The following is a 22038-nucleotide window of genomic DNA, read 5'->3' as shown; positions in this document are numbered from 1 at the left end:
GTCGACGGCGCCATCGGCGCCGTCGAAGGGATGCATCAACGCGCGGCTCAGGCCACTTCGTCGTCGCTGGACGGCGGCTGGTCGCCGACGGTCCACAGGCGCTCAAGGGCGTAGAACTCACGCACGCGCGGCAGCATCACATGCACGATCACGTCGCCCAGGTCGACCAGCACCCATTCGGCTTCGCGCTCGCCTTCAACACCCAGCGGCATCACGTCGAGGTTCTTGGCGAAGCGCACGACTTCATCGGCGATCGACTTGACGTGGCGGGTCGAAGTGCCCGAAACGACGATCATGTAATCGGCAACGCTGGACCGGCCGCGCACATCGATCTCGACCAGGTCCTTGGCCTTCAGGTCTTCGGTGGCTTGGCGGACGCTGGCCAGCAGTTCCGGCACGGACGGCGGCGGGCTGGGCAGATCGACCTTGATGGTCTGGGGCTGGGTCTGGTTGCTCAAAGTGGATCGACTCGATAAACGTAGGGGCGATTATACGGGCAAGCCGGGGCGGCGGCATTCACGGCGTAGGGGAGCGGTACAGGCCATGTGCGGCCACGTAGTCGGCCACGGCCGGTGGCAGCAGCGCCCGCCAGGGCCCGCCGGCGCCGATCTGCGCACGCACGGCGCTGGCCGATTCCTCGCGCAGCGGGTGGTGCAGGCGCAGGATCCGGCCGGCCGGGCTGGCAAACAGCGCCTGCTCGTTGTTGGCCCATCGCCCCTCCAGCGCGCGCCCCAGTTCGCCATCAACCGACGCCTGCAGCGGACTGCCGGGACGTTCAGCCACGACAAAATGCGCCAGCCCGAACAGAGACTCCCATTCGTGCCAGCTGGGCAGGCCGAGCAGACTGTCGGCGCCGACCAGCCAGGCCAGCGGCCGGCTCGGCCCCAGCTCGCCACGCAGCTCGCGCAGGGTGTCGACGGTGTAGGACGGACGGCCCGGGAAGCGCGCGGCGCGATCCAGTTCACGATGGTCCAGCAGCAACCCCGGTTCGTCGCCGATGGCCAGCGACAGCATGGCGAAGCGCTGCTCGGCTGTCGCCCCCGGCACCGCACGGTGCGGCGGGTCGGCGGCGGGCAGCATGCGCACCGCCACCTGCAGCTCATCCCGGGCGGCGCGCGCGATCGCCAGGTGGCCGAGGTGCACCGGATCGAAGGTGCCCCCGTAGTAGATCCGCAGGCTCATCAATCAGGCCCGCGCCAGCAGGCGCACGGCACGCGGTTCGGCCACGGCCACCAGCAGGCGCTCCAGCGCCAGCCAGGCGTCGCCGTCGGCGCGCCCCTTGGCGATGCGGTCGACCAACCCGGCTTCGGCCACGAAGCGCTCCCAGCGCTTGCCTTCCGGGTGCCGCTGCAGCGCGCGCTTGTAGGGCGCCTGACGTGATTCCCAGATGCCGCGCGATTTCATCTCGGCGGCCAGGTTGCCGCCCCGTGCCTGCACGCGGGCCAGGCCGGCCCCGGCCAGCAGCTCACGGATCACCATCGGCATCAGCGCGGCCACGGCCTCGCCTTCGCCACGCAGGCCGGCCAGCATGCGCAGCACCGCCGGCGGCTGGCCCGAGAACGTGGCTTCCAGCAGCCGGAACACGTCGTAGCGGGCCGCATCAGCAACCAGCGACTCCATGCGCTCCACGTCCAGCGGCTGGCCGTCGGCCAGCAACGCCAGCTTGTCGATTTCCTGCGCCGCGGCCAGCAGATTGCCTTCGACCCGCTCGGCCAGGCGCTGCACCGCCGCCGGGTCGGCACGCAGGCCCTTGCCGCGCAGGCGGCGCTCGATCCAGTCCGGCAGCTCGTGCGGCTTGATCGCCCAGGCCACCGACAGCACGCCGATGCGGCTGACCGCCTCGGCCCACTTGCCCTGGTGGGCCTTGCTCCATTCGTTGGCGGTGATCATCAGCACCACGTCCGGCGCAGGCTTGGCGCAGAACTGGCTGATCACCTCGGCGCCGTCCTTGCCCGGCTTGCCGCTGGGCAGGCGCACCTCGACCAGGCGGCGGGCGCTGAACAGACTGGGCGCATTGAAGCTTGCGTCGAGCTGGTTCCAGTCGAAATCACGGCCATCGGCGTCGAACACCTCGCGTTCGCCGATGCCGGCGGCGCGCGCGCGCGCGCGGATGGCGTCGGCCGCCTCCAGCACGCGCAGTGTTTCCGGGCCGGCAATCAGGTAGACCGGCGCCAGCGGGGTATCAGCGCCCTGGCTGGCCAGCTGCTCCGGACGCAGTTCCATCGCCGCGGCTCAGTGCTTGGCTGCGGGAACCGGCTCGGCCGGCACCGCGCCGTCAACCGGCTTGGCCTTCGGTGCAGACAGGCTGCCGCCCTTCTCCAGCTCGGCACGGACCACGCTGTCGATGCGGCGGATGATCGAGGCGGACATTTCCCGGCGCAGTTCATCGGCCAGGATCTCGCGTTCGGTGGTGGTACCGGTGGCGTCGGTCGGCGGCGACACGTAGTCGCGCGACAGTTCGATCACCTGCTGCGGCACCAGTTCGCTGCCATCTTCGCGGCGGAAGATGAAGATCACCGCATAGCGCAGGCTGTATTCCTGGGCGCGGCCCTGTGAGTCGATCGCGATCGGCAGGTCACCCCAGCGCTCGGACAGCACCTGCAGCTGGGTACTGGGGCCGGTGCTGTCCTCGTCGGCCAGCCTGGCGCCGGACGCCAGCAGGCTGCGGTTGAGCAGCTTGACCAGTTCACTGTAGGGCGCGGTGGAAACCACCTTCACCGGTGCCGTGTCGGTCGGCAGCATCAGCTTGTTGCGCAGATGGAAACCGCAGCCGGCAAGGCCGAGGACAAGAACGAGGGCAAGCAGGATTCGGGTCATGGAGACAGTCTGGCGGAGCCGGGCGATCACGGCAACACACAGCGTGCCCGAAGCCGCGTGAATGCAGGGGCATCAAGCGCATGGCCCCCACCGGAAAGATACCGGCCATCACCTGGATGGCCGGTATGGGGTACGTCAGGCGACGACGATGTTCACGATCTTGCCCGGCACGATGATGATCTTCCGCACCGTCAGGCCTTCCATGAACTTGGCCGCGTTCGGCTCGGCCAGTGCCAGCGCCTCGACCTGCTCGCGCGCGGCATCGGCGCCCACTTCGATGGTGCCACGCAGCTTGCCGTTGACCTGCACAGCCAGGGTCAGCGCATCGCGCACCAGCGCACTGGCGTCGGCCTGCGGGAACGGCTGGTCTTCCAGCAGTGTCTCGCCATGGCCCAGCACCTGCCACAGCGCGTGGCTGGCGTGCGGAGTGATCGGATTGAGCAGCAGCACGACCGCCTGCAGCGCTTCCTGGCGCACGGCGCGGCCCTGTGCACTGCCGTCATCGAACTTGGCCACCGCATTCATCAGTTCCATCACCGCGGCAATGGCGGTGTTGAAGCTGTGACGGCGGCCGTAGTCGTCGCCCACCTTGCCGATGGTCTCGTGGGTCTTGCGGCGCAGGGCCTTCTGGTTGGCGTCCAGCGCGGCCACGTCCAGCGCCGGGGCGGTGCCGTCGGCGGCATGCTTCTGCACCTGCGCCCACAGGCGGCGCAGGAAGCGCGCCATGCCGTCCACGCCGGCCTCGTTCCACTCCAGCGACTGCTCCGGCGGCGCGGCGAACATCGAGAACAGGCGCACCGTGTCGGCGCCGTACTTGCCGACCATCGCCTGCGGGTCCACGCCGTTGTTCTTCGACTTGGACATCTTCTCGGTGCCACCAACCACCACCGGCTGGCCGTCGGCGATCAGGGTCGCGCCGGTGATGCGGCCTCGCTCGTCGCGCTGCACCTCCACATCGGCCGGGTTGATCCAGTCCTTGGAGCCGTCCGGGTTCGGGCGGTAATAGGTTTCAGCGATCACCATGCCCTGGCACAGCAGGTTGCGTGCCGGCTCGTTGCTGTCCACCATCCGCGCGTCGCGCAGCAGCTTGTGGTAGAAGCGGAAATACATCAGGTGCAGGATCGCGTGCTCGATGCCGCCGATGTACTGGTCGACCGGCAGCCAGTAGTTGCCGCGCTTGTCGACGGCATCGCGGGCACCCGGGGAGGTGTAGCGCGCGTAGTACCAGCTCGACTCCATGAAGGTATCGAAGGTGTCGGTCTCGCGCTCGGCCGCGCCGCCGCAGTCCGGGCAGGTGGTCTTGCGCCATTCCGGATCGGTCTTGATCGGCGAACCGGTGCCCGAGAACGCGACGTCTTCCGGCAGTATCACCGGCAGCTGTTCTTCCGGCACCGGCACCGCGCCGCACTTGGCGCAGTAGATCACCGGAATCGGGCAGCCCCAGTAGCGCTGGCGGCTCACGCCCCAGTCGCGCAGGCGGTAATTGACGCGACGCTGGCCCTGCGCCTTGCGCTCGAAACGTTCGGCCAGGGCTTCGAAGGCGCCCTGGAAATCCAGGCCATCGAATTCAGCCGAGTTGACCAGCTCGGTCTGGCGGCTCTTGTCGCTGTACCAGTCCTGCCAGCGCGCGCCGTCCCAGTTGCGCTCGTCGTCGTTGCGCGGGTCCTTCAGCGCGATCACCTGCACGATCGGCAGGCCGTACTTGTTGGCCACTTCGTTGTCGCGCTGGTCGTGGCCGGGAACGGCCATCACCGCGCCGGTGCCGTAGCCCATCAGCACGAAGTTGGCGACCCACACCGGCACCTTCTCGCCGGTGACCGGATGGATGGCGCGCAGACCGGTATCCATGCCGCGCTTTTCCTGGGTTTCCAGCTCAGCCTCGGAGACGCCGCCCTGCTTCATTTCCGACAGCAGCGCAGCCAGTTCCGGGTTGTTCTTCGCCGCGTGCAGCGCCAGCGGATGTTCGGCGGCGATCGACACGAAGGTCACCCCCATCACGGTGTCCGGACGGGTGGTGAACACGCGCAGCGGGTCCAGCACGCCGCCATCGACATCACGCACGTCGAACTGGATTTCCAGGCCTTCGGAACGGCCGATCCAGTTGCGCTGCATGGTCTTGACCGATTCCGGCCAGCCGTCCAGCTCATCCAGGCCGTCCAGCAGTTCCTGCGCGTAATCGGTGATGCGCAGGAACCACTGCGGGATCTCGCGCTTCTCGACCAGGGCGCCGGAACGCCAGCCGCGGCCGTCGATGACCTGCTCGTTGGCGAGCACGGTCTGGTCGACCGGGTCCCAGTTCACCACGGCGTTGCGACGGTAGGCCAGGCCCTTGCGCATCAGGCGGGTGAACATGCGCTGCTCGTGGACGTAATAGTCCGGACGGCAGGTGGCGAACTCGCGCGACCAGTCGATGGCATAGCCCAGCGATTTCAGCTGGCTGCGCATGTGGTCGATGTTCTTGTAGGTCCAGGCCGCCGGCGCGGTCTTGTTCTTGATGGCCGCGTTTTCCGCCGGCAGGCCGAATGCGTCCCAACCCATGGGCTGCAACACGTTGTGGCCGGTCATGCGCTTGTAGCGGCTGATCACGTCGCCGATCGTGTAGTTGCGCACGTGGCCCATGTGCAGCGCACCGGACGGGTACGGAAGCATCGACAGGCAGTAGTACTTCGGCTTGTCCGAAGTCTCGTCGACTTCGAAGGCACGGGTGGCGTCCCAATACTGCTGGGCGGCGGATTCAACCTGCTGCGGGTCGTAGGCGTTGGTTTCAGCGCTGGTCATGGAACACGCGGATGCGGCGGCAAAGCGGTACAGCGTACCGCAGTGCGGCAAATGGCTCCAATCCTGCCCCGGGAAGTGCGGCCAGCGGTCGCTGCCGTCCCGGCTGCGGCACCGCCGACTGTGCCGGCCACGACGGGGCCCGGGGGTTGCCATGATGGCGTTTGCGGGCAAGGACGACGCCGGTCACGGAACGCTGCTGGCCCGGCATTTACCTACCCCCGTTCCGGCATTTCCTGCTGCCTGCGCCGCCCATCCCGACCGAAGCTGAACCTGCGGGTCGGCCGGCTCCCTGTCCCGTCGGCCGCTGGCCGCTCCCTGGGGCCAGCCACAGGAGACCCACCATGAAACTGCTGCAACAGGCGGCATTGGCCGCTGCACTGGTGCTGGGCAGCGCCGCCACCGCCCAGGCCGCCACGTTCAACTGCGCCTACACCATCACCAGCGAACCTGGTGACTCCGGCTTCTACGCTGTGGAGGCTGACACCCAGCAGGACGCGATCAACCAGACCATCGCCTGGATCTATGACACCTTCGGCCCTGTCGGGTTCCAGGTGAAGTGCTACCAGCAGCCCTGATCCGGACCGGGCGCGGCCATCGCCGCGCCCTCAGCGGTGCCGCAACAGCGGCAGCGCCACCGCCAGCCAGATTGCCCAGCAGGCAAACGCCAGGCGCTGCGCCAGCGGGGCCGACAGCACGCCCTGCAGGGCAAAGGCCGCCAGCGCCGCCAACACGCCGCAGGCGACCGCTGCCAGCCCCAGCGCACGGCCCTGCGCTTGGCGCAACCGCGAAATACCCAACAGAAGGGTGCCGGCGACGAAGCCCAGCACCCAGATCATCCAGGCACTGGCATGCAGCTGGCTGGCTGAGCCATGCAGGTCGTCCACATCCAGCGGCAGCAGGCCCATGGCGGCGAACGCCAGCCCGGCCAGCAGCAGCATCTGGCTGCCGACCCGAGGCGCCCAGCCGGCGGTGGCCGGCAGGCGCCGGCGCAGGCCCTCGGCCACTACCACCGCCAACAGGCCAGGCAGCAAGAATCCCAGCAGGTTGAACGCCAGCGCATGCGGTACGCCATGCGCGCCCAGCAGCGCTACCGGATGCCGGACCTGCGCATAGCCATCCAGGCCTGCGCCGAAGCCCAGCACCGCCAGTACGAACAGCAGCGCGGCGCACAGGCCGGACAGGCGCAACAACGGGGACAGGGGCGACATGCAGGCTCCGGAACAACGGCAACGGGAAGACCGCATTGTCAGGCATTTGCCGCACCCCGGGTTGAGACCGGCATCGATCGTCACCATAGAATCGGTCTCCAGATGCCAAACGATGCCTCCCCATGACCGAGACGACCTACGTATTCGACGCCACCACTGCGACCTTCGAGGCCGAAGTCCTGCAGAAGTCGCTGCAGACGCCGGTGCTGGTCGATTTCTGGGCCCCCTGGTGCGGCCCGTGCAAGACCTTGGGCCCGATGCTGGAAAAGCTGGCCGCCGAGTACAACGGCGCCTTCGAACTGGCCAAGGTCGACGTCGACAAGGAACAGCAGATCGCGGCGGCCTTCCAGATCCGGTCGGTGCCGACCGTGTTCCTGGTCAAGGGCGGACAGCTGGTGGACGGCTTCCCCGGCGCCATTCCGGAAGGCCAGCTGCGTGAATTCCTGGCCCAGCACGGCGTGGTGCCGGCCGACATCGGCGATACCGGAGCCGAAGACGAGGCGCCGCTGGATCCGCAGGCCCAAGTGGATGTGCTGCGCGCGCAGATCGCCGCCGAACCGGACAAGGATGAGCTGAAGCTCGACCTGGCGCTGGCCCTGCTGCAGATCGGCGGCGTCGATGAAGCCGGCACGCTGATCGACGGCCTGCCCGCCAACCTCGCCACCGACGACCGCGCCGTGCGTGCCCGCGCCCGCCTGTCCTTCGCCGCTGCGCTGAAGGATGCGCCCGCTGCCGAGGTCCTGGAAGCACGCATCGCCGCCGACGGCAACGACCTCGAGGCCCGCCACCTGCGCGGCGTGCAGCTGTTGCTCGGTGGCCACGACGAGGCCGCGCTGGCGCAGTTCCTGGAGATGCTGCGGATCGACCGCGGTTTCGAGGAAGGCCTGCCGCGCAAGGCCCTCATCGACGCCTTCAATGTGATCTCCGACGAGGATCTGGTCGGCCAGTACCGCCGCAGGATGGCGTCCCTGCTGTTCTGAACGGGAGCCGGGTTCGTTCAGAATCCCTGCATTGCAGGCGGGCAATAATGCGCGCGATGGCGGCCGTACGGCTGCCACGATCCGTTCGGGGGGATGAGGTCGGGGCCAATGGGGTCTTGCAGGCGCACCCCCGCATTGCCGGGATTGCAAACCTGTGACCTTCGTCCGCTCGCTGTCGTTCGCCATGCGCTTCAAGGGCGCCCTGCTCTGTACCCTGCTCCTGCTGCCGGCGCTGGCCGCCGCGCAGGACTGGAACTATCGCGTCCGCCCCGGAGATACGCTGTGGGACCTGGGCGGCGCGTACCTGAAGCCCTCGGTACGCTGGCAGCAGCTGCAGCAGCACAACCGCATCGACAATCCCTACCAGCTGCCGCCCGGCCAGTTGCTGCGCTTCCCGATCAGCTGGCTGCGCACCGAGCCCGCGCCGGCGCGGGTGCTCTCGGTCCGCGGCAAGGCTGAAGTGTCCAGCGCCGATGGCAGCGCCACCCGCGCCATCCGGGCCGGCGAGCAGCTGCACATCGGTGACACCGTACAGACCGAAGGTGAATCCAGCGTCACCCTGGAATTCGCCGACGCCTCGCGCCTGCAGCTGCGCGAGTATTCGCGCCTGCGCCTGGACCAGCTCAGCCGCTATGGCCACACCGGCATGGTCGACACCCGCCTGCGCCTGCAGCAGGGGCGCGCGAGCAACCGGGTTACGCCCGCGCGCGGTCCGGCATCGCGCTACATCATCGATGCGCCGACGGCGACCAGCAGCGTGCGCGGCACCGTGTTCCGGGTCAGCGCCGGCGATACCGGCCAGGTCGCCGCTACCGAAGTGCTGCAGGGCAAGGTGCAGGTCGGCAATATCCACGGCCAGCGTCTGGTCCGGCCAGGACAGGCCGCCCGCAGCGGCAGCGCCGATGTCGCACCCGCTGCGGTTTCCGCGCTGCTGCCGGCACCGCAGCTGCGCAACGGCGAACTGCACCTGGCACCGCTGCCGACGCTGCTGGCGTGGGAGCCAGTCACCGGCGCCGACCACTACCGCGTGGAAGTAGTGCTGGCGGCGACGCCGGAAGTGCTGCTGTTTGCGGCCACCACTGCCGACACCCGGCTGGCGATCGGCGACCTGCCGCCGGGCCAGCTGCGCATCCTGCTGCGCGCCGTCGATGCGGAGGGCGTGGAAGGCCTCGACGCCAGCGCCGATTTCGAACTCAGCGACCAGCCACCGCCTCCGCTCACGGTGTCGCCGCTGCATGGGCAGACCGTCAACAGCAATCGCCCGCGTTTCCGCTGGAGCCAGGCCCCCGGCGCGCGCAGCAGTGTGCTGCAGATCGCCGCCGAACCGACCTTCGTGCAGCCGTTGCAGGAACAGGCCAGCCACGGCACCGACCTGCGCCTGACCCAGCCGCTGCCGCCGGGACAGTACTTCTGGCGGGTAGCGTCGCGCGACGCCGAAGGCCACCAGGGCCGCTATGGGCAAGCGTTGCCGCTGCAGCTGAGCAACGAACCGGTCGATCCGGCGCTGCAGCCGCCCGAAGCCGCGCACGGCAGGTTGACCCTGCGCTGGCAGGCGGGCGGCGAAGGCCAACGCTATCGGGTGCAGGTCGACCGCCGCGGTGACTTCAAGGCACCGCTGGTTGACGAGACCGTGAGCGAACCGCAGGTCAGCTTCAAGCGCCCGTGGCGCGGCACCCTGCACGTGCGCGTGCAGTACATCGACGATGACGGTCATGCCGGCGAGTTTTCACCGGCCCAGCAGATCGGCCTGCCGTGCCGCCTCTGCTACGGCGCTGGCGGTGGTGCACTGCTGTTGTGGCTGCTGTTGTGAGGCGCTCGCCACTGCCCTGGTCGAAGCGCATCCTGCTGGCCCTGCTGGCCGGAATACTGACGATCGTGGCCAGCCAGGGCCAGTGGCTGTGGCGCCAGGACGAAGCCGCCTATGACGCGATGGTCGGTGGCTGGGAGTACCGCCCGGATCCGAGCGTGCTGATCGTGGCCATCGACGAAGGCAGCCTGCAACGCATCGGCCAGTGGCCGTGGCCCCGCTCGGTGCATGCACGCTTGCTGGACCGGCTGACCGATGCTGGCGCCGAACGCGTCGCGCTGGACCTGATGCTCTCCGAACCGGACCGCCGCGACAGCCACCAGGACGAAGAACTGGCCGCCGCGATACGCCGCAACGGCCGCGTCGTGCTGCCGGTGCTGGCCGCGCCTGCCGCCGGTGATCGCATGGCCGAGGAAATGCTGCCGATCCCCCAGATCGCTGCCAGTGCCGCCGCCATAGGCCACACCGATGTGGAGGTGGACGGCGATGGTGTTGCCCGCGGCGTGTACCTGCAGGCAGGGATCGGCCACCCCCACTGGCCGGCGCTCGGCCTGGCCCTGGCCGGGCTGCGCGCAGACGCGGTACACGGGCTACCCGACCCGGATCCGGAGATGGACTCGCCCTACCAGTGGCGGCGCGACGACTACGTGCGCGTGCGTTACGCCGGTCCGCCCGAACGCCTTCCGCAGGTCTCCTATGCAGACGTCCTCGACGGCCATGTCGACATGGCCATGCTGCATGGCCGCCGCATCGTGGTGGGCATGACCGCCAGCGGCATCGCGCCGCGGCTGCTGACCCCGACCACCCGCGAGTTCTGGATGAGCGGCAGCGAGTACCAGGCCAACATCGCCTCGATGCTGCTGCAGCGCAAGCAGATCAACGTGCTGCCGCGCCTCTGGCAGCACGCCATCAGTGGCGTACTGGTGGCGCTGTGCGTGGTCCTGCTCGGCCTGCGCCTGCCGTGGCTGGCGGCGTTGGCTTCGCTGCCGCTGGCCCCGCTGTTGAGCTGGCTGCTGTTGCGTGCAAGCAACCTGTGGTGGGCGCCGGCCACCGCCATGCTGGGCATCCTGCTGGTACTGCTGGCATGGGCGATGTGGCGGATTTCGGCGTGGCACCGACAGGCCAACCGCGATGCACTGACCGGTCTGGGCAACCGACTGCGCTTCGAGCAGGCGCTTCAGCAGGAATGCGACGCCGCACGACGTGGCGGCAAGCCACTGAGCCTGGCCTTGATCGACGTCGACCACTTCAAGCGGCACAACGACCGCCATGGCCACCAGGTAGGCGACCGCGTGCTGCGCGACGTTGCCCAGCTGATCGGTGCGCATGCGCGGCGTCCGCGCGACATGGCCGCGCGCTACGGTGGCGACGAGTTCGCGCTGGTGCTGCCCGATACCCCGGCCGAAGGCGCGCGGCAGGTGATCGAGGACCTGATCGCCTGCGTGCGTGCGCTGCCGCCTCATGGGGATGGCCACGATGATCGAGTCACGCTCACCGTGGGCGTGTTCACCCGCGTGCCGGATGGCGAACTGCAACCCCATCACTTCGTCGAGGGCGCTGATACCGCGCTATACCTGGCCAAGGCCAACGGCCGCGACGGCTACACGATCGACGGCGCATAGCCGGCGCCAAGCGCCATCCCCCTAGCGCCTAGCTTGCTCGCCGCATCAACGCCGAAAGCCGTCGAGCAGGCTCGAGGCTATGTGCGGGTCCGCTTCGGCCCGGGGCGTTCAACATACGCATGCGAATGGTTAGACTGGAGCCCCTGCCCTGCGCCCGGACCCACATGAACGCCCGCCTGTTCCGCTTCGGCATCAATCTCTGGCCGCCGTTCCTGTTCACCGGCATCCATGTCACCCGCATCACGCCCGATTACCAGCAGATCGACGTCGAGCTGCGCCTCCGCCCGTGGAACCGCAACTACGTTGGCACCCACTTCGGCGGTAGCCTGTTCGCGATGACCGATCCGTTCTGGATGCTCGGCCTGATGCATACCCTCGGCCGCGACTACTACGTGTGGGATCGTGCCGGCGCCATCGATTTCCTCAAGCCCGGCCGCGGCACCGTACGCACTTCGTTCCGCATCGACGAGGTGCTGCTGGACGAGCTGCGTGCCGAGGCGGCCAGCGGTGAGAAGGTGCTGCGCTGGTTCAGCAACGACGTGGTCGATGCAAGCGGCGAGGTGGTCGCCCAGGTGCGCAAGCAGGTCTACCTGCGTCTGAAGCCGCACGCACGCTGATTGCCGCGCAGGCGCTATCCTCTCCTCCACTGCCATGGAGGCTCCGATGCGCCGTTACGCCCTTGCCGCACTGCTGGTTGCGCTGCCCTGCGCAGCGCACGCCCGGGCGCTTCCGCCTACCCAGTATCCGACGCTGCCGGTGCAGGCCGCCGATGCCGCCGGCTTCGTGCCCTCGGGCTGGACGCTGGAGTCGAGCATCGAAGGCGATCTTGACCAGGACGGCCGCGCGGATCTGGTGCTGGTGCTGCGCCAGCAGGACCCGCGCAATGTCATCGAGCACGACGGCTTCGGTCCTTCGCCCTACGACAGCAACCCGCGCATCCTCGCCATCGCCTGGTCGCGCCCGTCGGGCTATGTGCTTGCCGCGCAGGACCACCAGCTGATTCCACGCCCGGATAACCCGGTGATGAGCGACCCGCTGGAAGACGGGGGCGTCAGCATCCAGCACGGCACACTGAAGGTGGCGCTGTTCTCTTTCGCCAGCGCAGGCAGCTGGTCAATGGGCACCACTGCGTTCACCTTCCGCTGGCAGGACGGTGCCTTCGTGCTGATCGGCTACGACCAGGATTCAATAATGCGCAACTCCGGGCAGACCACGTCGGTGAGCGTGAATTTCTCCACGCGCAAGGTGAAGCGGGTCGAAGGCAGCATCGAGGACGACAAGGAACGCGTGCGCTGGGAGCCGCTGCGTGGCCGCCAACGCTGGACGCTGGAGACTGTCGGCGACGGCTGGAGCTTCGATCCGGTAGCCGCCGGCGGCTGAGTCCGCTCTCAGTCAGCGGCGACGCTGGAGCCCGCATCGGCCGCCAGCAGCGGTACCGTCAACCAGGCCGCTTCGTCCGGACTGCGCGCCGGCGCGCGTCGCGGCACCTGCAGGCGACGGCCGTCAGCGGACAGCTGCGGTGCGCGCATCGGCGAGCGGAACTGCGCTGGCAGCCGCTGCAGGGCCTCGACCGGTTCATCGGCCTGCTGCCGCAGCCAGCGCTGTGCCGCCAGCAGGCGTACCATCGCCGCCGCATCCTGGGTCCGCGCTGCATAGGCGGGGTAGGCCGGCGCAGCGATATCGGTCAGCGCGCACCCCAGGTAGTTCGACAGGCAGCCGAAATCACGCTGCGGCGGCGCAGCCACCAACAGGGGGCGATCGGCCTCCAGTGCCGCCAGCGCTGCCGGTCCACAGGCCCAGCCGAGATTGCCGGCACTGCGCGCCAGGGTACTGCCGCGGTCCAGCAGCAGTGCGACACCGAACCCCTCCCCCGACCGCTCGATCACCGCGCGGCTCATCGCGAACTCGCCCTGCAGGGCGCGGCACAGGCTCTGCTCTTCGGCCAGCACCGGTCGCATCGCCGCCTCGCATTCCGGCGGCAACGGATGATCGGGCGGCAGTTCGACCAGCATGTCGGCCAGCAATTGCGCATTGGCCTGCACCAGGCTGGCGCCGATGAGGCTGTCGACCAGGTAGCTGCCGCCCGGCACCAGCCGGCGACCCAGCTGCAGCCCGCGGCAGCTGCCACGCAGGGCGCCGTCGACATCGCCCTGCACGTAGGCCAGCGCGCGTGCGCTGGTCGCATCAACCATCAATCCGTAAGTGGGTAGCGGTACCACGATGCCCTCGCCCTTGGGCGGGAACGGCGATACGAAGTGGTCCGCATCGGCCAGCTGGTCCAGGCGCGCGTGCAATTGCTGGTGCCCGGCATGCGCGTCGATGAAGCGCTGGGGATCGGCACGCACCTGGGCCAGGCAGTTGCCGGCCGTCGGCCCGCAGCTGGCGGCCGACCGCGGCCGCAGTCCGCCATGCAGTCCGGTCAGATGAAGCTGCGCGCCGGCCTCGCCGCGCGGATCGGCCTTCCAGCGGCGCAGGTCCTCGGCCAGCGCCTGCTCGCGCTGACGGGAGTCCAGGTCATCGAACGCGAGCGTCCACAGCAGTGCATAGCCGTTGTCTCCGCTTGCCGGCAGCCGTGCCTCCAGCCGCTGCTGCGCCTGCCGCCTCGATTCGGGCACCGGCCACATGCGCGAGGCGCACCACACCACGATCGCCAGCACCAGCAGGCCCGCCACGGTCCAGCCCAGTCCACGCAGAATCTTCAACACAGCTTCCCTTCCATGTGCTGTTGCCACCGTTGATTGCCCAGCGTAATCGACCTGCGGTGAACGCTACAATGCGCGCATGTCGCTCGAAGCCCCCGCCCTGGTTCCCCGCCCCTCCCTGCAGCGCCTGTTCCTGACCGGCCTGTTGACCCTGCTGCCGATCTGGCTGACCTGGGTCGTGGTCAAGTTCGTGTTCGTGCTGCTGTCGGGCATCTCCAGCCCATTGGTGGTGCCGCTGTCCGAACAGATCGCGACCAGCTTCCCGCATTACCTGGGCTGGGTCCGCGCCGAGTGGATCCAGGACACCATCGCTCTGCTGGCCACGTTGCTGGTGATCCTGGCCGTGGGCGTGGCCAGCCGCCGCGTGCTCGGCCAGCGCCTGCTGCGCTGGGTCGGCGCGGTCATCAAGCGTATTCCGCTGGCCAGCATCATCTACGACAGCGCCAAGAAGCTGCTGGACATGCTGCAGACCGAGCCGGGCAGCACCCAGCGCGTGGTGCTGATCGACTTCCCGCACCGCGACATGAAGTCGGTCGGGCTGGTCACCCGGGTCATCAAGGAGCACGGCACGGACCGTGAGCTGGCGGCAGTGTACGTGCCGACCACGCCCAACCCGACCTCGGGCTACCTGGAAATCGTGCCGGTGGAGCTGCTGACCCCCACCGACTGGACCGTCGACCAGGCGATGAGCTTCATCATTTCCGGTGGTGCCGTGGCGCCGTCCAGCGTGCCGTTCACCCGCGCGGGCGAACGCAGCGAATGACCGCGGCGCCGATCGAGCGCCCGCTGCAGGATCGCGCGGTCCTGCTGTTCATCGTGCTGGCCGCGTTCTTCTGCGGCAACGCGGTGCTGGCCGAGCTGATCGGGGTGAAGATCTTCGCTCTGGAAGACACCCTCGGCATCGATCCGCTGAACTGGAACCTGTTCGGCCAGACCGGCTCGCTCAGCTTCACCGCCGGCACCCTGCTGTGGCCGGTGGTGTTCATCATGACCGACACCATCAACGAGTTCTTCGGTAAGCGCGGCGTGCGCTTCATCTCGTGGCTGGCGGTGGTGCTGATCAGTTACGGCTTCCTGTTCGCCTTCGCCGCCATTTCGCTGGCGCCGGCCAGCTGGTGGGTCACCTCGATGGACAGCCACGGCGTGCCCGATTACCAGGCCGCGTTCGCCGCGGTGTTCGGCCAGGGCATGTGGACCATCGCCGGTTCACTGGTGGCGTTCCTGCTCGGCCAGCTGATCGACGTGGCGGTGTTCCATCGCATCCGCCAGGCGACCGGCGAACGCCATGTGTGGTTGCGTGCCACCGGCTCGACCGCGATCTCGCAGGTGGTGGACAGCTTCGTGGTGATCTGGATCGCCTTCGTGCTCGGCCCGCAGCACTGGCCCACCTCGTTGTTCCTGGCCGTCAGCAGCGTCAACTACATCTACAAGATGGGCTTTGCGATCGCCTTGATTCCGTTGCTGTACCTGATGCGGCGCGCGATCACCGGCTACCTGGGGGCTGAACGCGCCGCCGCATTGCGGGCGGCCGCAGCGGCTGACTGAAGGCACAGCAGGCGGAAGCTGACTGCGTCTTCACGCTGGCCGTACGCGGCCGGATCGTGCAAGCTCCACGGTCTGTGTTCCACGGAAGCTCCTGATGCCGCATCCCACCCGCGTCCTGGCCGCCGCCATCGCCGCGTTGTTCCTGTTCAGTGCCGTGCCGTCGGCCGAAGCAGCGAAGAAGAAGGCCAGCCGCCCTGCCGCCGCGCAGACCCGCCAGGCCGCCAAGCCCAAGGCGAAGCCCGCCCGCGCCTCCGCGCCAGCCCGTGGCAGTTCGGCGCGCCGCGCCGCGCCGCGCCCGGTTGCCCCCGCACGCGCGGTGCCCAAGCAGGTCCAGCTGGAACGTCTGTACGACGAGTACTGGGATGCCTCGATGCGGTTGAATCCGCTACAGGCCACCTTCCAGGGCGAACCGCGCTACAACGACCAGCTGCCCAACATCCTGTCCGCCGCCTGGCGCCAGCAGTCGCACGACTTCACCACGCAGTGGCTGGGCAAGGTCGAAAAACTCGGCAGTGACGGCCTGCAGGGCCAGGACCTGCTCAGCTACGAAATCTTCGTGCGCGACGCGCGGGCCTCGCTGGCCGCCGAGCGTTACCCGAGCTGGATGATGCCGATCAGCCAGTACTACAACATCGGCAGCATCATGGCGATCCTCGGCTCCGGTGCCGGCGCGCAGCCGTTCAACACCGTGCAGGATTACGACACCTGGTCGCGCCGCTCGCTTGGCATTCCCGAACTGTTCGACCAGGCCATCGACAACATGCGCCAGGGCATGAAGGCCGGCGTGGTGCAACCGCGCGACCTGATGGAGAAGGTGCTGCCGCAGCTGGATGCGGTGATCAAGCCGACCGCCGAAGAGAGCATCTTCTGGTCGCCGATCCGCACCATGCCCACCACCATCGCCGCCGAAGACAAGGCGCGCATCAGTGCTGAATACAAGCGCATGATCGAACTGCGCCTGATGCCGGCCTACCGCGCCCTGCGCGGCTTCATCGCCACCGAATACCTGCCGGCCACGCGCGCCAGCAGCGGGCTGGGCGCGTTGCCTGATGGGCAGGCCTGGTATGCCAACCTGATCGTGCAGACCACCGCCAGCGACCAGACCGCCGCGCAACTGCACGCGCTGGGCGAGCAGCGCGTGCAGGAACTGCAGGCGCAGATCGCCGCGGTAATGAAGGACGCCAAGCTGCGTGGCACGCCGACCAAGCTGCTGCGCAGCATGCGCAACGATCGCCAGTTCCAGTACAGCGATGCCAATGCACTGATCAACCGCTACCGCCAGGTGCAGCTGCAGGTCAACACGCGCCTGCCGCAGGTGCTCGATACGCTGCCCAAGTCCGCACTGGAAGTGCGTGCGGTGGAACCGGAGCGTGCGCTGACCGCCGCCGCCGCGGCCTACCAGCCGTCGCCGGGCGAACAGCCCGGCGTGCTGTACATCAACACCCGCGACCTGCCCAGCCGCAAGCGCTGGAGCGTGCCGGTGCAGTACCTGCATGAAGCCATTCCCGGCCACCATGTGCAGCTCGGCCTGCAGCAGGAACTGGCCAAGCTGCCGCGCTTCCGTCGCCTCGGCGGCGATCTTGCCTTCGTCGAAGGCTGGGGCCTGTACGCCGAAACGCTGGGCGAAGACCTCGGCGTCTACACCGATCCCTACGACCGTATCGGTTACCTGTACTCGCGCCTGCTGCGTGCCGCGCGCGTAGTGGCCGACACCGGCGTCAATGCACAGGGCTGGAGCAAGCAGCAGGCCGTGGCCTACCTGCAGAAGACCGTGGACATGAGCAGCGACGACGCCAACGCCGAAGTCGAGCGGATCATGGCCCAGCCCGGCCAGGCGCTGTCGAACGTGGCGGGGCTGACGACCATCGTTGCCCTGCGCGACAAGGCCAAGGCACGCCAGGGTGCCGCCTTCGATCTGCGCCGCTTCCATGCCGAACTGCTGAAGGATGGCTCGATGCCGCTGGACGTGCTGGACCGCAAGATGGAACGCTGGATGGCGCAACCGGCCAGCCCCGCGGCCGCGCCCACGCCGTCCCCCTGATCCATCCGGAGCTGCCATGCGCCCTGCCATCGTCCTGATCGCCGCCGCGCTGGGCCTGCTGCCGCTGGCGACCACCGCCGCACCGGTGCTGACCCCACCGGATGCGGGCATCGATGGCCTGATGCAGGCCTACGATGGTCAGGTGCCGGGCGCAGCCGTGCTGGTGCTGCACGACGGACAAGCCGTGTTCCGCCGCGGCTACGGCCTGGCCGTAGTGGAAGACAGCACGGCGGTGACGCCGGCCAGCACCTTCCGGCTCGCCTCGATCAGCAAGCAGTTCACCGCCGCAGCGGTGCTGCTGCTGGTCGAAGACGGCCGACTGGGCCTGGACCAGCCCGCGCGGCAATGGCTGCCCGAGCTGCCACCAGCGGCCGCGGCGATCACCCTGCGCCAGCTGCTTTCGCATACCAGCGGCCTGCTCGACTACGAAGACCTGATGGACCCGGCCGACACGCGTCAGGTGCATGACGCCGACGTGCTGACCCTGCTGTCGCGCCAGGACCGCCTGAACTTCGCGCCCGGCACGCAGTACCGCTACAGCAACAGCGGCTATGCGCTGCTGGCACTGATCGTTGCCCGCGCCTCCGGCCAGGACTTCGCCGCCTTCCTGCAGCAGCGCATCTTCGCGCCGCTGGGCATGGCCCACACCGTGGCGCATCAGGACGGCGTCGATACGGTGGCCGCGCGTGCCTACGGCTACAGCTGGATCGACGGCCACTGGCAACGCACCGACCAGAGCACCACCAGCGCCGTGCTCGGCGATGGCGGCATCTACTCCTCGCTGGACGACCTCGCCCGCTGGGATGCCGCGCTGTATGACGACCGCCTGCTGTCGCAGCCGTCGCGCCGCGCGATGTTCAGCCCGGCCACCGCCACCACGGAAACCGATGTGCCGCACTACGGCTTCGGTTGGCGCCTGAACGGCCCGGTGCAGTGGCACAGCGGCGAGAGCATCGGCTTCCGCAACGTGATCCTGCGCCATCCGGAAAAGCACCTGACCGTGATCGTGCTGACCAATCGCAACGACCCCGAACCCTATCCGCTGGCGCTGAAGATCGCCCAGCGCTGGCTGGACTCCCTGCAATGACTGCTGCTCCGGACGCCCTGCTGGGCATTCACCACGCCGCGCTGATCTGCAGCGACTATGCGCGATCGAAGGATTTCTACGTGCGCATCCTTGGCCTGCGCGTGCTGGCCGAGAACCACCGTGCCGCGCGCGACTCCTGGAAGCTGGACCTGGCCCTGCCCGACGGCGGCCAGCTGGAGCTGTTCTCCTTCCCCTCGCCACCGCCGCGCCCCAGCCGCCCCGAAGCCCAGGGCCTGCGCCACCTCGCGTTCCGCGTGGCCACACTGGAACCGTTCATCCAGCGCCTGGCAGAGCACGGCGTGGACTGCGAACCGATCCGGGTGGACGAATACACCGGCCGTCGTTTCACCTTCTTCGCCGATCCGGATGGTCTGCCGCTGGAGCTGTACGAAGTCGGTTGACGCCCCTTGCGATCTGACCCGACCGCCGCCACCGGAAACGTCATCCACGCATGGCGTGGCTCTACCGTGTCGACCAAGGTCGACACCTACCCACAGCACACGGAACCTGTCGAAGGCGGGGCGGGTCCGTTTGCGGGGGCGTGAGCCGCATGGATGCGGCGACCGAGCTTACAGGGACGTACTTGCAGCGGCCCCCGCAAACGGACCCGCCCCGCCATCCGACGAAATCCCGCCGTTGCTGTTGCTGTTGCCTCTGCGGGTGCAGGGCGCAGCCCTGCAAGCCCCCCCTTCCCCATACCCCGCCGAATGGGTATACAGTCGACCTGTACCGGCATCGTGCCGGAATGAACCCTGGGAGGGGACCATGCGCAAGACCTTCAAGACCCTGCTGCTGGCGCTGCCGCTGTGCCTGGCCGCGCTCTCGGCTCAGGCCGCCGACAGTGCCGCCGGCCGCTGGAAGACCATCGACGACAAGACCGGCAAGGTCAAGTCGATCGTCGAGATCAGCCAGGCCGCCAACGGCACCCTGACCGGCAAGGTGGTCGAGATCCTGCACTCGGACAAGGGCCCGAACCCGGTCTGTGATGGCTGCGAAGGCGCCAACAAGAACAAGCCGGTGAAGGGCATGACCATCCTCTGGAACCTGAAGTCCGATGGCGGCAGCAAGTGGTCCGGCGGCACTATCCTCGACCCGGCCAACGGCAAGACCTACAAGTCGAAGATGGAACTGCAGGCCGGCGGCGCCAAGCTGGACGTGGCCGGCTGCATCGCCTTCATCTGCCGCACCCAGACCTGGATACGCGAGTAACCGCCCAGGCCAGCGCAGGACCCCCGTGACCCGGCCCCGGCCGGGTCACCGCGTTGCGGGCATGCGATACTCTGCGGTTCCCCTCGGCTTCACCCCCGCGACCATGACCCGTACCGCGCTCGTCACCACCGCCCTGCCCTACGCCAACGGCCCGCTGCACCTGGGCCACCTGGTCGGCTACATCCAGGCCGACATCTGGGTGCGTGCGCGGCGAATGAGCGGCGGCAAGGCCTGGTTCGTCTGCGCCGACGACACCCATGGCACGCCGATCATGCTGGCCGCCGAGAAGGCCGGAGTCACTCCGGAAACCTTCATCGCCAACATCCAGGCCGGGCACGAGCGCGATTTCGCCGCCTTCGGCGTGGCCTTCGACCACTACGATTCGACCAATTCGTCGGCCAACCAGGCGCTGACCGAGCAGTTCTACCTGAAGCTGGAAGCGGCCGGCCACATCAGCCGCCGTTCGGTGGCGCAGTTCTACGACCCGGCCAAGGGCATGTTCCTGCCCGATCGCTACGTCAAAGGCATCTGCCCGAACTGCGGCAGCCCCGACCAGTACGGCGACAACTGCGAAGTGTGCGGCGCCACCTACGCGCCGACCGACCTGAAGGAACCGCGTTCGGTGATCTCCGGTGCCACGCCGGAAATGCGCGATTCGGAGCACTTCTTCTTCGAGGTCGGCCACTTCGACGCGTTCCTGCGCGAATGGCTGACCGGTGATGTGGCGCTGCCGGGCGTGAAGGCCAAGCTCGGTGAGTGGCTCAATGCCGAAGGCGGCCTGCGCGCGTGGGACATCTCGCGCGATGCGCCGTACTTCGGTTTCCAGATTCCCGGCCAGCCGGGCAAGTACTTCTATGTCTGGCTGGATGCGCCGATCGGCTACCTGTCCAGCTTCCAGACGCTGTGCGGGAAGATTGGCGAGGACTTCGAAGCGCACCTGCGTGCCGGTACCAGCACCGAGCTGCACCACTTCATCGGCAAGGACATCGTCAACTTCCACGGCCTGTTCTGGCCGGCGGTGCTGCACGGCACCGGCCATCGCGCGCCGACCCGCCTGCACGTCAATGGCTACCTGACCGTGGACGGCGCCAAGATGAGCAAGTCGCGCGGCACCTTCGTGATGGCACGTACCTTCCTCGACGCCGGGCTGGAACCCGAAGCGCTGCGCTACTACTACGCCGCCAAGTCCGGCGGTGGCGTGGACGACCTCGACCTGAACCTGGGTGACTTCATTGCCCGCGTCAACGCCGACCTGGTTGGCAAGTTCGTCAACCTGGCCAGCCGCTGCGCCGGCTTCATCAGCAAGCGCTTCGATGGCCGGCTGGCCGCGCAGCTGCCCGACGCGGCGCAGTACCAGCGCTTCGTCGATGGCCTGGCGCCGATCCGTGAAGCCTACGAGCGCAACGACCCGGCCGCGGCGATCCGCCTGACCATGACCCTGGCCGACGAAGCCAACCGCTACATCGACGACGTCAAGCCGTGGGTGATCGCCAAGCAGGAAGGCGCCGACGCGCAGCTGCAGGCGGTGTGCAGCCAGGGGCTGAACCTGTTCCGCGTACTGGTCACCGCGCTGAAGCCGGTGCTGCCGGCCACCGCCGCGCAGGCCGAGGCCTTCCTAGCCGCGCCGGTGAACGACTGGACCGAGCTGGCGCAGCCGCTGCTGGGCCACCGCATCACTGAATACACCCCGCTGTTTACCCGTATCGACCCGAAGAAGATTGACGCCATGATCGACGCCTCCAAGGACACCCTGCAGCCGGCCGCCGCTGCCGCCCCCGCCGCCAAGGTTGAAGCATCCCAGGTAAAGGCCGCAAAGCCGGCCGCAGCGGCAACGGCCAAGGACGATGCCAAAGGCGCCGACGCCCCGGCCTATATCGGCATCGACGATTTCGCCAAGCTCGACCTGCGCATCGGCAAGGTGCTGGTCTGCGAGTTCGTGGACGGTTCGGACAAGCTGCTGCGCTTCGAACTGGACGCCGGCGAGCTGGGCAAGCGCCAGATTTTCTCCGGTATCCGCGCCAGCTACGGCGAGCCGGAGACGCTGGTCGGCCGCAGCGTGGTGTTCATCGCCAACCTGGCCCCGCGCAAGATGCGCTTCGGCCTGAGCGAAGGCATGATCCTGTCGGCCGGTTTCGACGGCGGCGCGCTGGCCCTGCTCGACGCCGACAGCGGCGCGCAGCCGGGCATGCCGGTTCGCTGATGCCCGCAGCGGGCGTGGTTGCGGCCACGCCCGCCGGCACCA

Annotated in this window: 20 protein-coding genes; 13 read left to right on the top strand and 7 right to left on the bottom strand. The window is 68.4% G+C overall.

What is annotated here, in order from left to right; translation table 11 throughout:
* Nucleotides 1–47: 47 nt before the first annotated feature.
* From rsfS to leuS, 5 genes are all read right to left on the bottom strand, one after another.
* Nucleotides 48–458 carry a ribosome silencing factor gene (gene rsfS, locus QZ853_RS11800; protein WP_005410536.1) on the bottom strand — a complete coding sequence of 137 codons (411 nt, stop codon included), beginning with the start codon at nt 456–458 and terminating at the stop codon, nt 48–50.
* A gap of 58 nt (nt 459–516) precedes the next feature.
* Nucleotides 517–1185 carry a nicotinate-nucleotide adenylyltransferase gene (gene nadD / locus QZ853_RS11795; RefSeq protein WP_295573316.1) on the bottom strand — a complete coding sequence of 223 codons (669 nt, stop codon included), beginning with the start codon at nt 1183–1185 and terminating at the stop codon, nt 517–519.
* The gene (gene holA / locus QZ853_RS11790; protein WP_295573314.1) at nt 1186–2223 is read right to left on the bottom strand and encodes a DNA polymerase III subunit delta; all 1038 of its coding nucleotides are present in this window, start codon (nt 2221–2223) and stop codon (nt 1186–1188) included.
* Between the two features lie 9 nt (nt 2224–2232).
* The gene (gene lptE, locus QZ853_RS11785; RefSeq protein WP_197583899.1) at nt 2233–2817 is read right to left on the bottom strand and encodes an LPS assembly lipoprotein LptE; all 585 of its coding nucleotides are present in this window, start codon (nt 2815–2817) and stop codon (nt 2233–2235) included.
* 135 nt (nt 2818–2952) lie between these two features.
* Nucleotides 2953–5595 carry a leucine--tRNA ligase gene (leuS, locus tag QZ853_RS11780; protein WP_295573310.1) on the bottom strand — a complete coding sequence of 881 codons (2643 nt, stop codon included), beginning with the start codon at nt 5593–5595 and terminating at the stop codon, nt 2953–2955.
* 341 nt (nt 5596–5936) lie between these two features.
* Between leuS and QZ853_RS11775 the strand changes: the two genes are divergently transcribed.
* Nucleotides 5937–6170, top strand: coding sequence for a hypothetical protein (locus tag QZ853_RS11775; RefSeq protein ID WP_295573309.1), 234 nt, complete (start codon nt 5937–5939; stop codon nt 6168–6170).
* Nucleotides 6171–6200: 30 nt separating this feature from the next.
* On the opposite strand, the gene QZ853_RS11770 is transcribed toward QZ853_RS11775, so the two are convergent.
* Nucleotides 6201–6803 (bottom strand): DUF998 domain-containing protein, encoded by a 603-nt coding sequence (locus tag QZ853_RS11770; protein ID WP_295573307.1) that lies wholly within the window; start codon nt 6801–6803, stop codon nt 6201–6203.
* A gap of 122 nt (nt 6804–6925) precedes the next feature.
* Here QZ853_RS11770 and trxA point away from each other — a divergent pair, with 122 nt between their 5' ends.
* The 5 genes from trxA (at nt 6926) to QZ853_RS11745 (ending at nt 12592) form a co-directional block, all read left to right on the top strand.
* Nucleotides 6926–7783, top strand: a complete 858-nt coding sequence (gene trxA / locus QZ853_RS11765) for a thioredoxin (protein ID WP_295573304.1) — start codon at nt 6926–6928, stop codon at nt 7781–7783.
* A 154-nt stretch (nt 7784–7937) separates the two neighbouring features.
* Nucleotides 7938–9593, top strand: coding sequence for a FecR domain-containing protein (locus tag QZ853_RS11760; RefSeq protein WP_295573302.1), 1656 nt, complete (start codon nt 7938–7940; stop codon nt 9591–9593).
* Entirely contained in the window at nt 9590–11212 is a 1623-nt protein-coding gene (locus QZ853_RS11755) for a CHASE2 domain-containing protein (protein ID WP_295573300.1), read from the top strand. The genes QZ853_RS11760 and QZ853_RS11755 overlap by 4 nt, the downstream gene beginning before the upstream one ends.
* A gap of 164 nt (nt 11213–11376) precedes the next feature.
* On the top strand, nt 11377–11829 hold the full coding sequence (locus QZ853_RS11750; RefSeq protein WP_295573298.1) for a DUF4442 domain-containing protein: 453 nt from the start codon (nt 11377–11379) through the stop codon (nt 11827–11829).
* 46 nt (nt 11830–11875) lie between these two features.
* Entirely contained in the window at nt 11876–12592 is a 717-nt protein-coding gene (locus QZ853_RS11745) for a hypothetical protein (RefSeq protein ID WP_295573295.1), read from the top strand.
* A gap of 8 nt (nt 12593–12600) precedes the next feature.
* Here QZ853_RS11745 and QZ853_RS11740 read toward each other — a convergent pair whose 3' ends face one another.
* Nucleotides 12601–13917, bottom strand: coding sequence for a hypothetical protein (locus QZ853_RS11740; RefSeq protein ID WP_295573292.1), 1317 nt, complete (start codon nt 13915–13917; stop codon nt 12601–12603).
* 76 nt (nt 13918–13993) lie between these two features.
* Between QZ853_RS11740 and QZ853_RS11735 the strand changes: the two genes are divergently transcribed.
* The 7 genes from QZ853_RS11735 (at nt 13994) to metG (ending at nt 21996) form a co-directional block, all read left to right on the top strand.
* Nucleotides 13994–14677 (top strand): DUF502 domain-containing protein, encoded by a 684-nt coding sequence (locus QZ853_RS11735; protein ID WP_111204456.1) that lies wholly within the window; start codon nt 13994–13996, stop codon nt 14675–14677.
* Complete coding sequence (locus tag QZ853_RS11730) at nt 14674–15459, top strand: queuosine precursor transporter (RefSeq protein ID WP_295573289.1); 786 nt, start codon at nt 14674–14676, stop codon at nt 15457–15459. Before QZ853_RS11735 ends, QZ853_RS11730 begins: the two co-directional genes overlap by 4 nt.
* A gap of 94 nt (nt 15460–15553) precedes the next feature.
* Nucleotides 15554–17500 (top strand): DUF885 family protein, encoded by a 1947-nt coding sequence (locus tag QZ853_RS11725; protein ID WP_295573286.1) that lies wholly within the window; start codon nt 15554–15556, stop codon nt 17498–17500.
* Nucleotides 17501–17516: 16 nt separating this feature from the next.
* Nucleotides 17517–18587, top strand: coding sequence for a serine hydrolase domain-containing protein (locus QZ853_RS11720; protein ID WP_295573284.1), 1071 nt, complete (start codon nt 17517–17519; stop codon nt 18585–18587).
* A complete protein-coding gene (locus QZ853_RS11715) occupies nt 18584–18988 on the top strand; it encodes a VOC family protein (RefSeq protein ID WP_295573281.1) in 405 nt (134 codons plus the stop codon). The genes QZ853_RS11720 and QZ853_RS11715 overlap by 4 nt, the downstream gene beginning before the upstream one ends.
* A 364-nt stretch (nt 18989–19352) precedes the next feature.
* Nucleotides 19353–19796: a DUF2147 domain-containing protein gene (locus QZ853_RS11710; protein ID WP_295573278.1), complete on the top strand. Its 444-nt coding sequence runs from the start codon at nt 19353–19355 to the stop codon at nt 19794–19796.
* A gap of 103 nt (nt 19797–19899) precedes the next feature.
* On the top strand, nt 19900–21996 hold the full coding sequence (gene metG, locus QZ853_RS11705) for a methionine--tRNA ligase (RefSeq protein ID WP_295573275.1): 2097 nt from the start codon (nt 19900–19902) through the stop codon (nt 21994–21996).
* The last annotated feature ends 42 nt before the right edge of the window (nt 21997–22038 follow it).

The sequence above is a fragment of the uncultured Stenotrophomonas sp. genome (genome assembly GCF_913778665.1).
GTDB lineage: Bacteria > Pseudomonadota > Gammaproteobacteria > Xanthomonadales > Xanthomonadaceae > Stenotrophomonas.
This window is presented reverse-complemented; position numbering and strand designations above follow the sequence as displayed.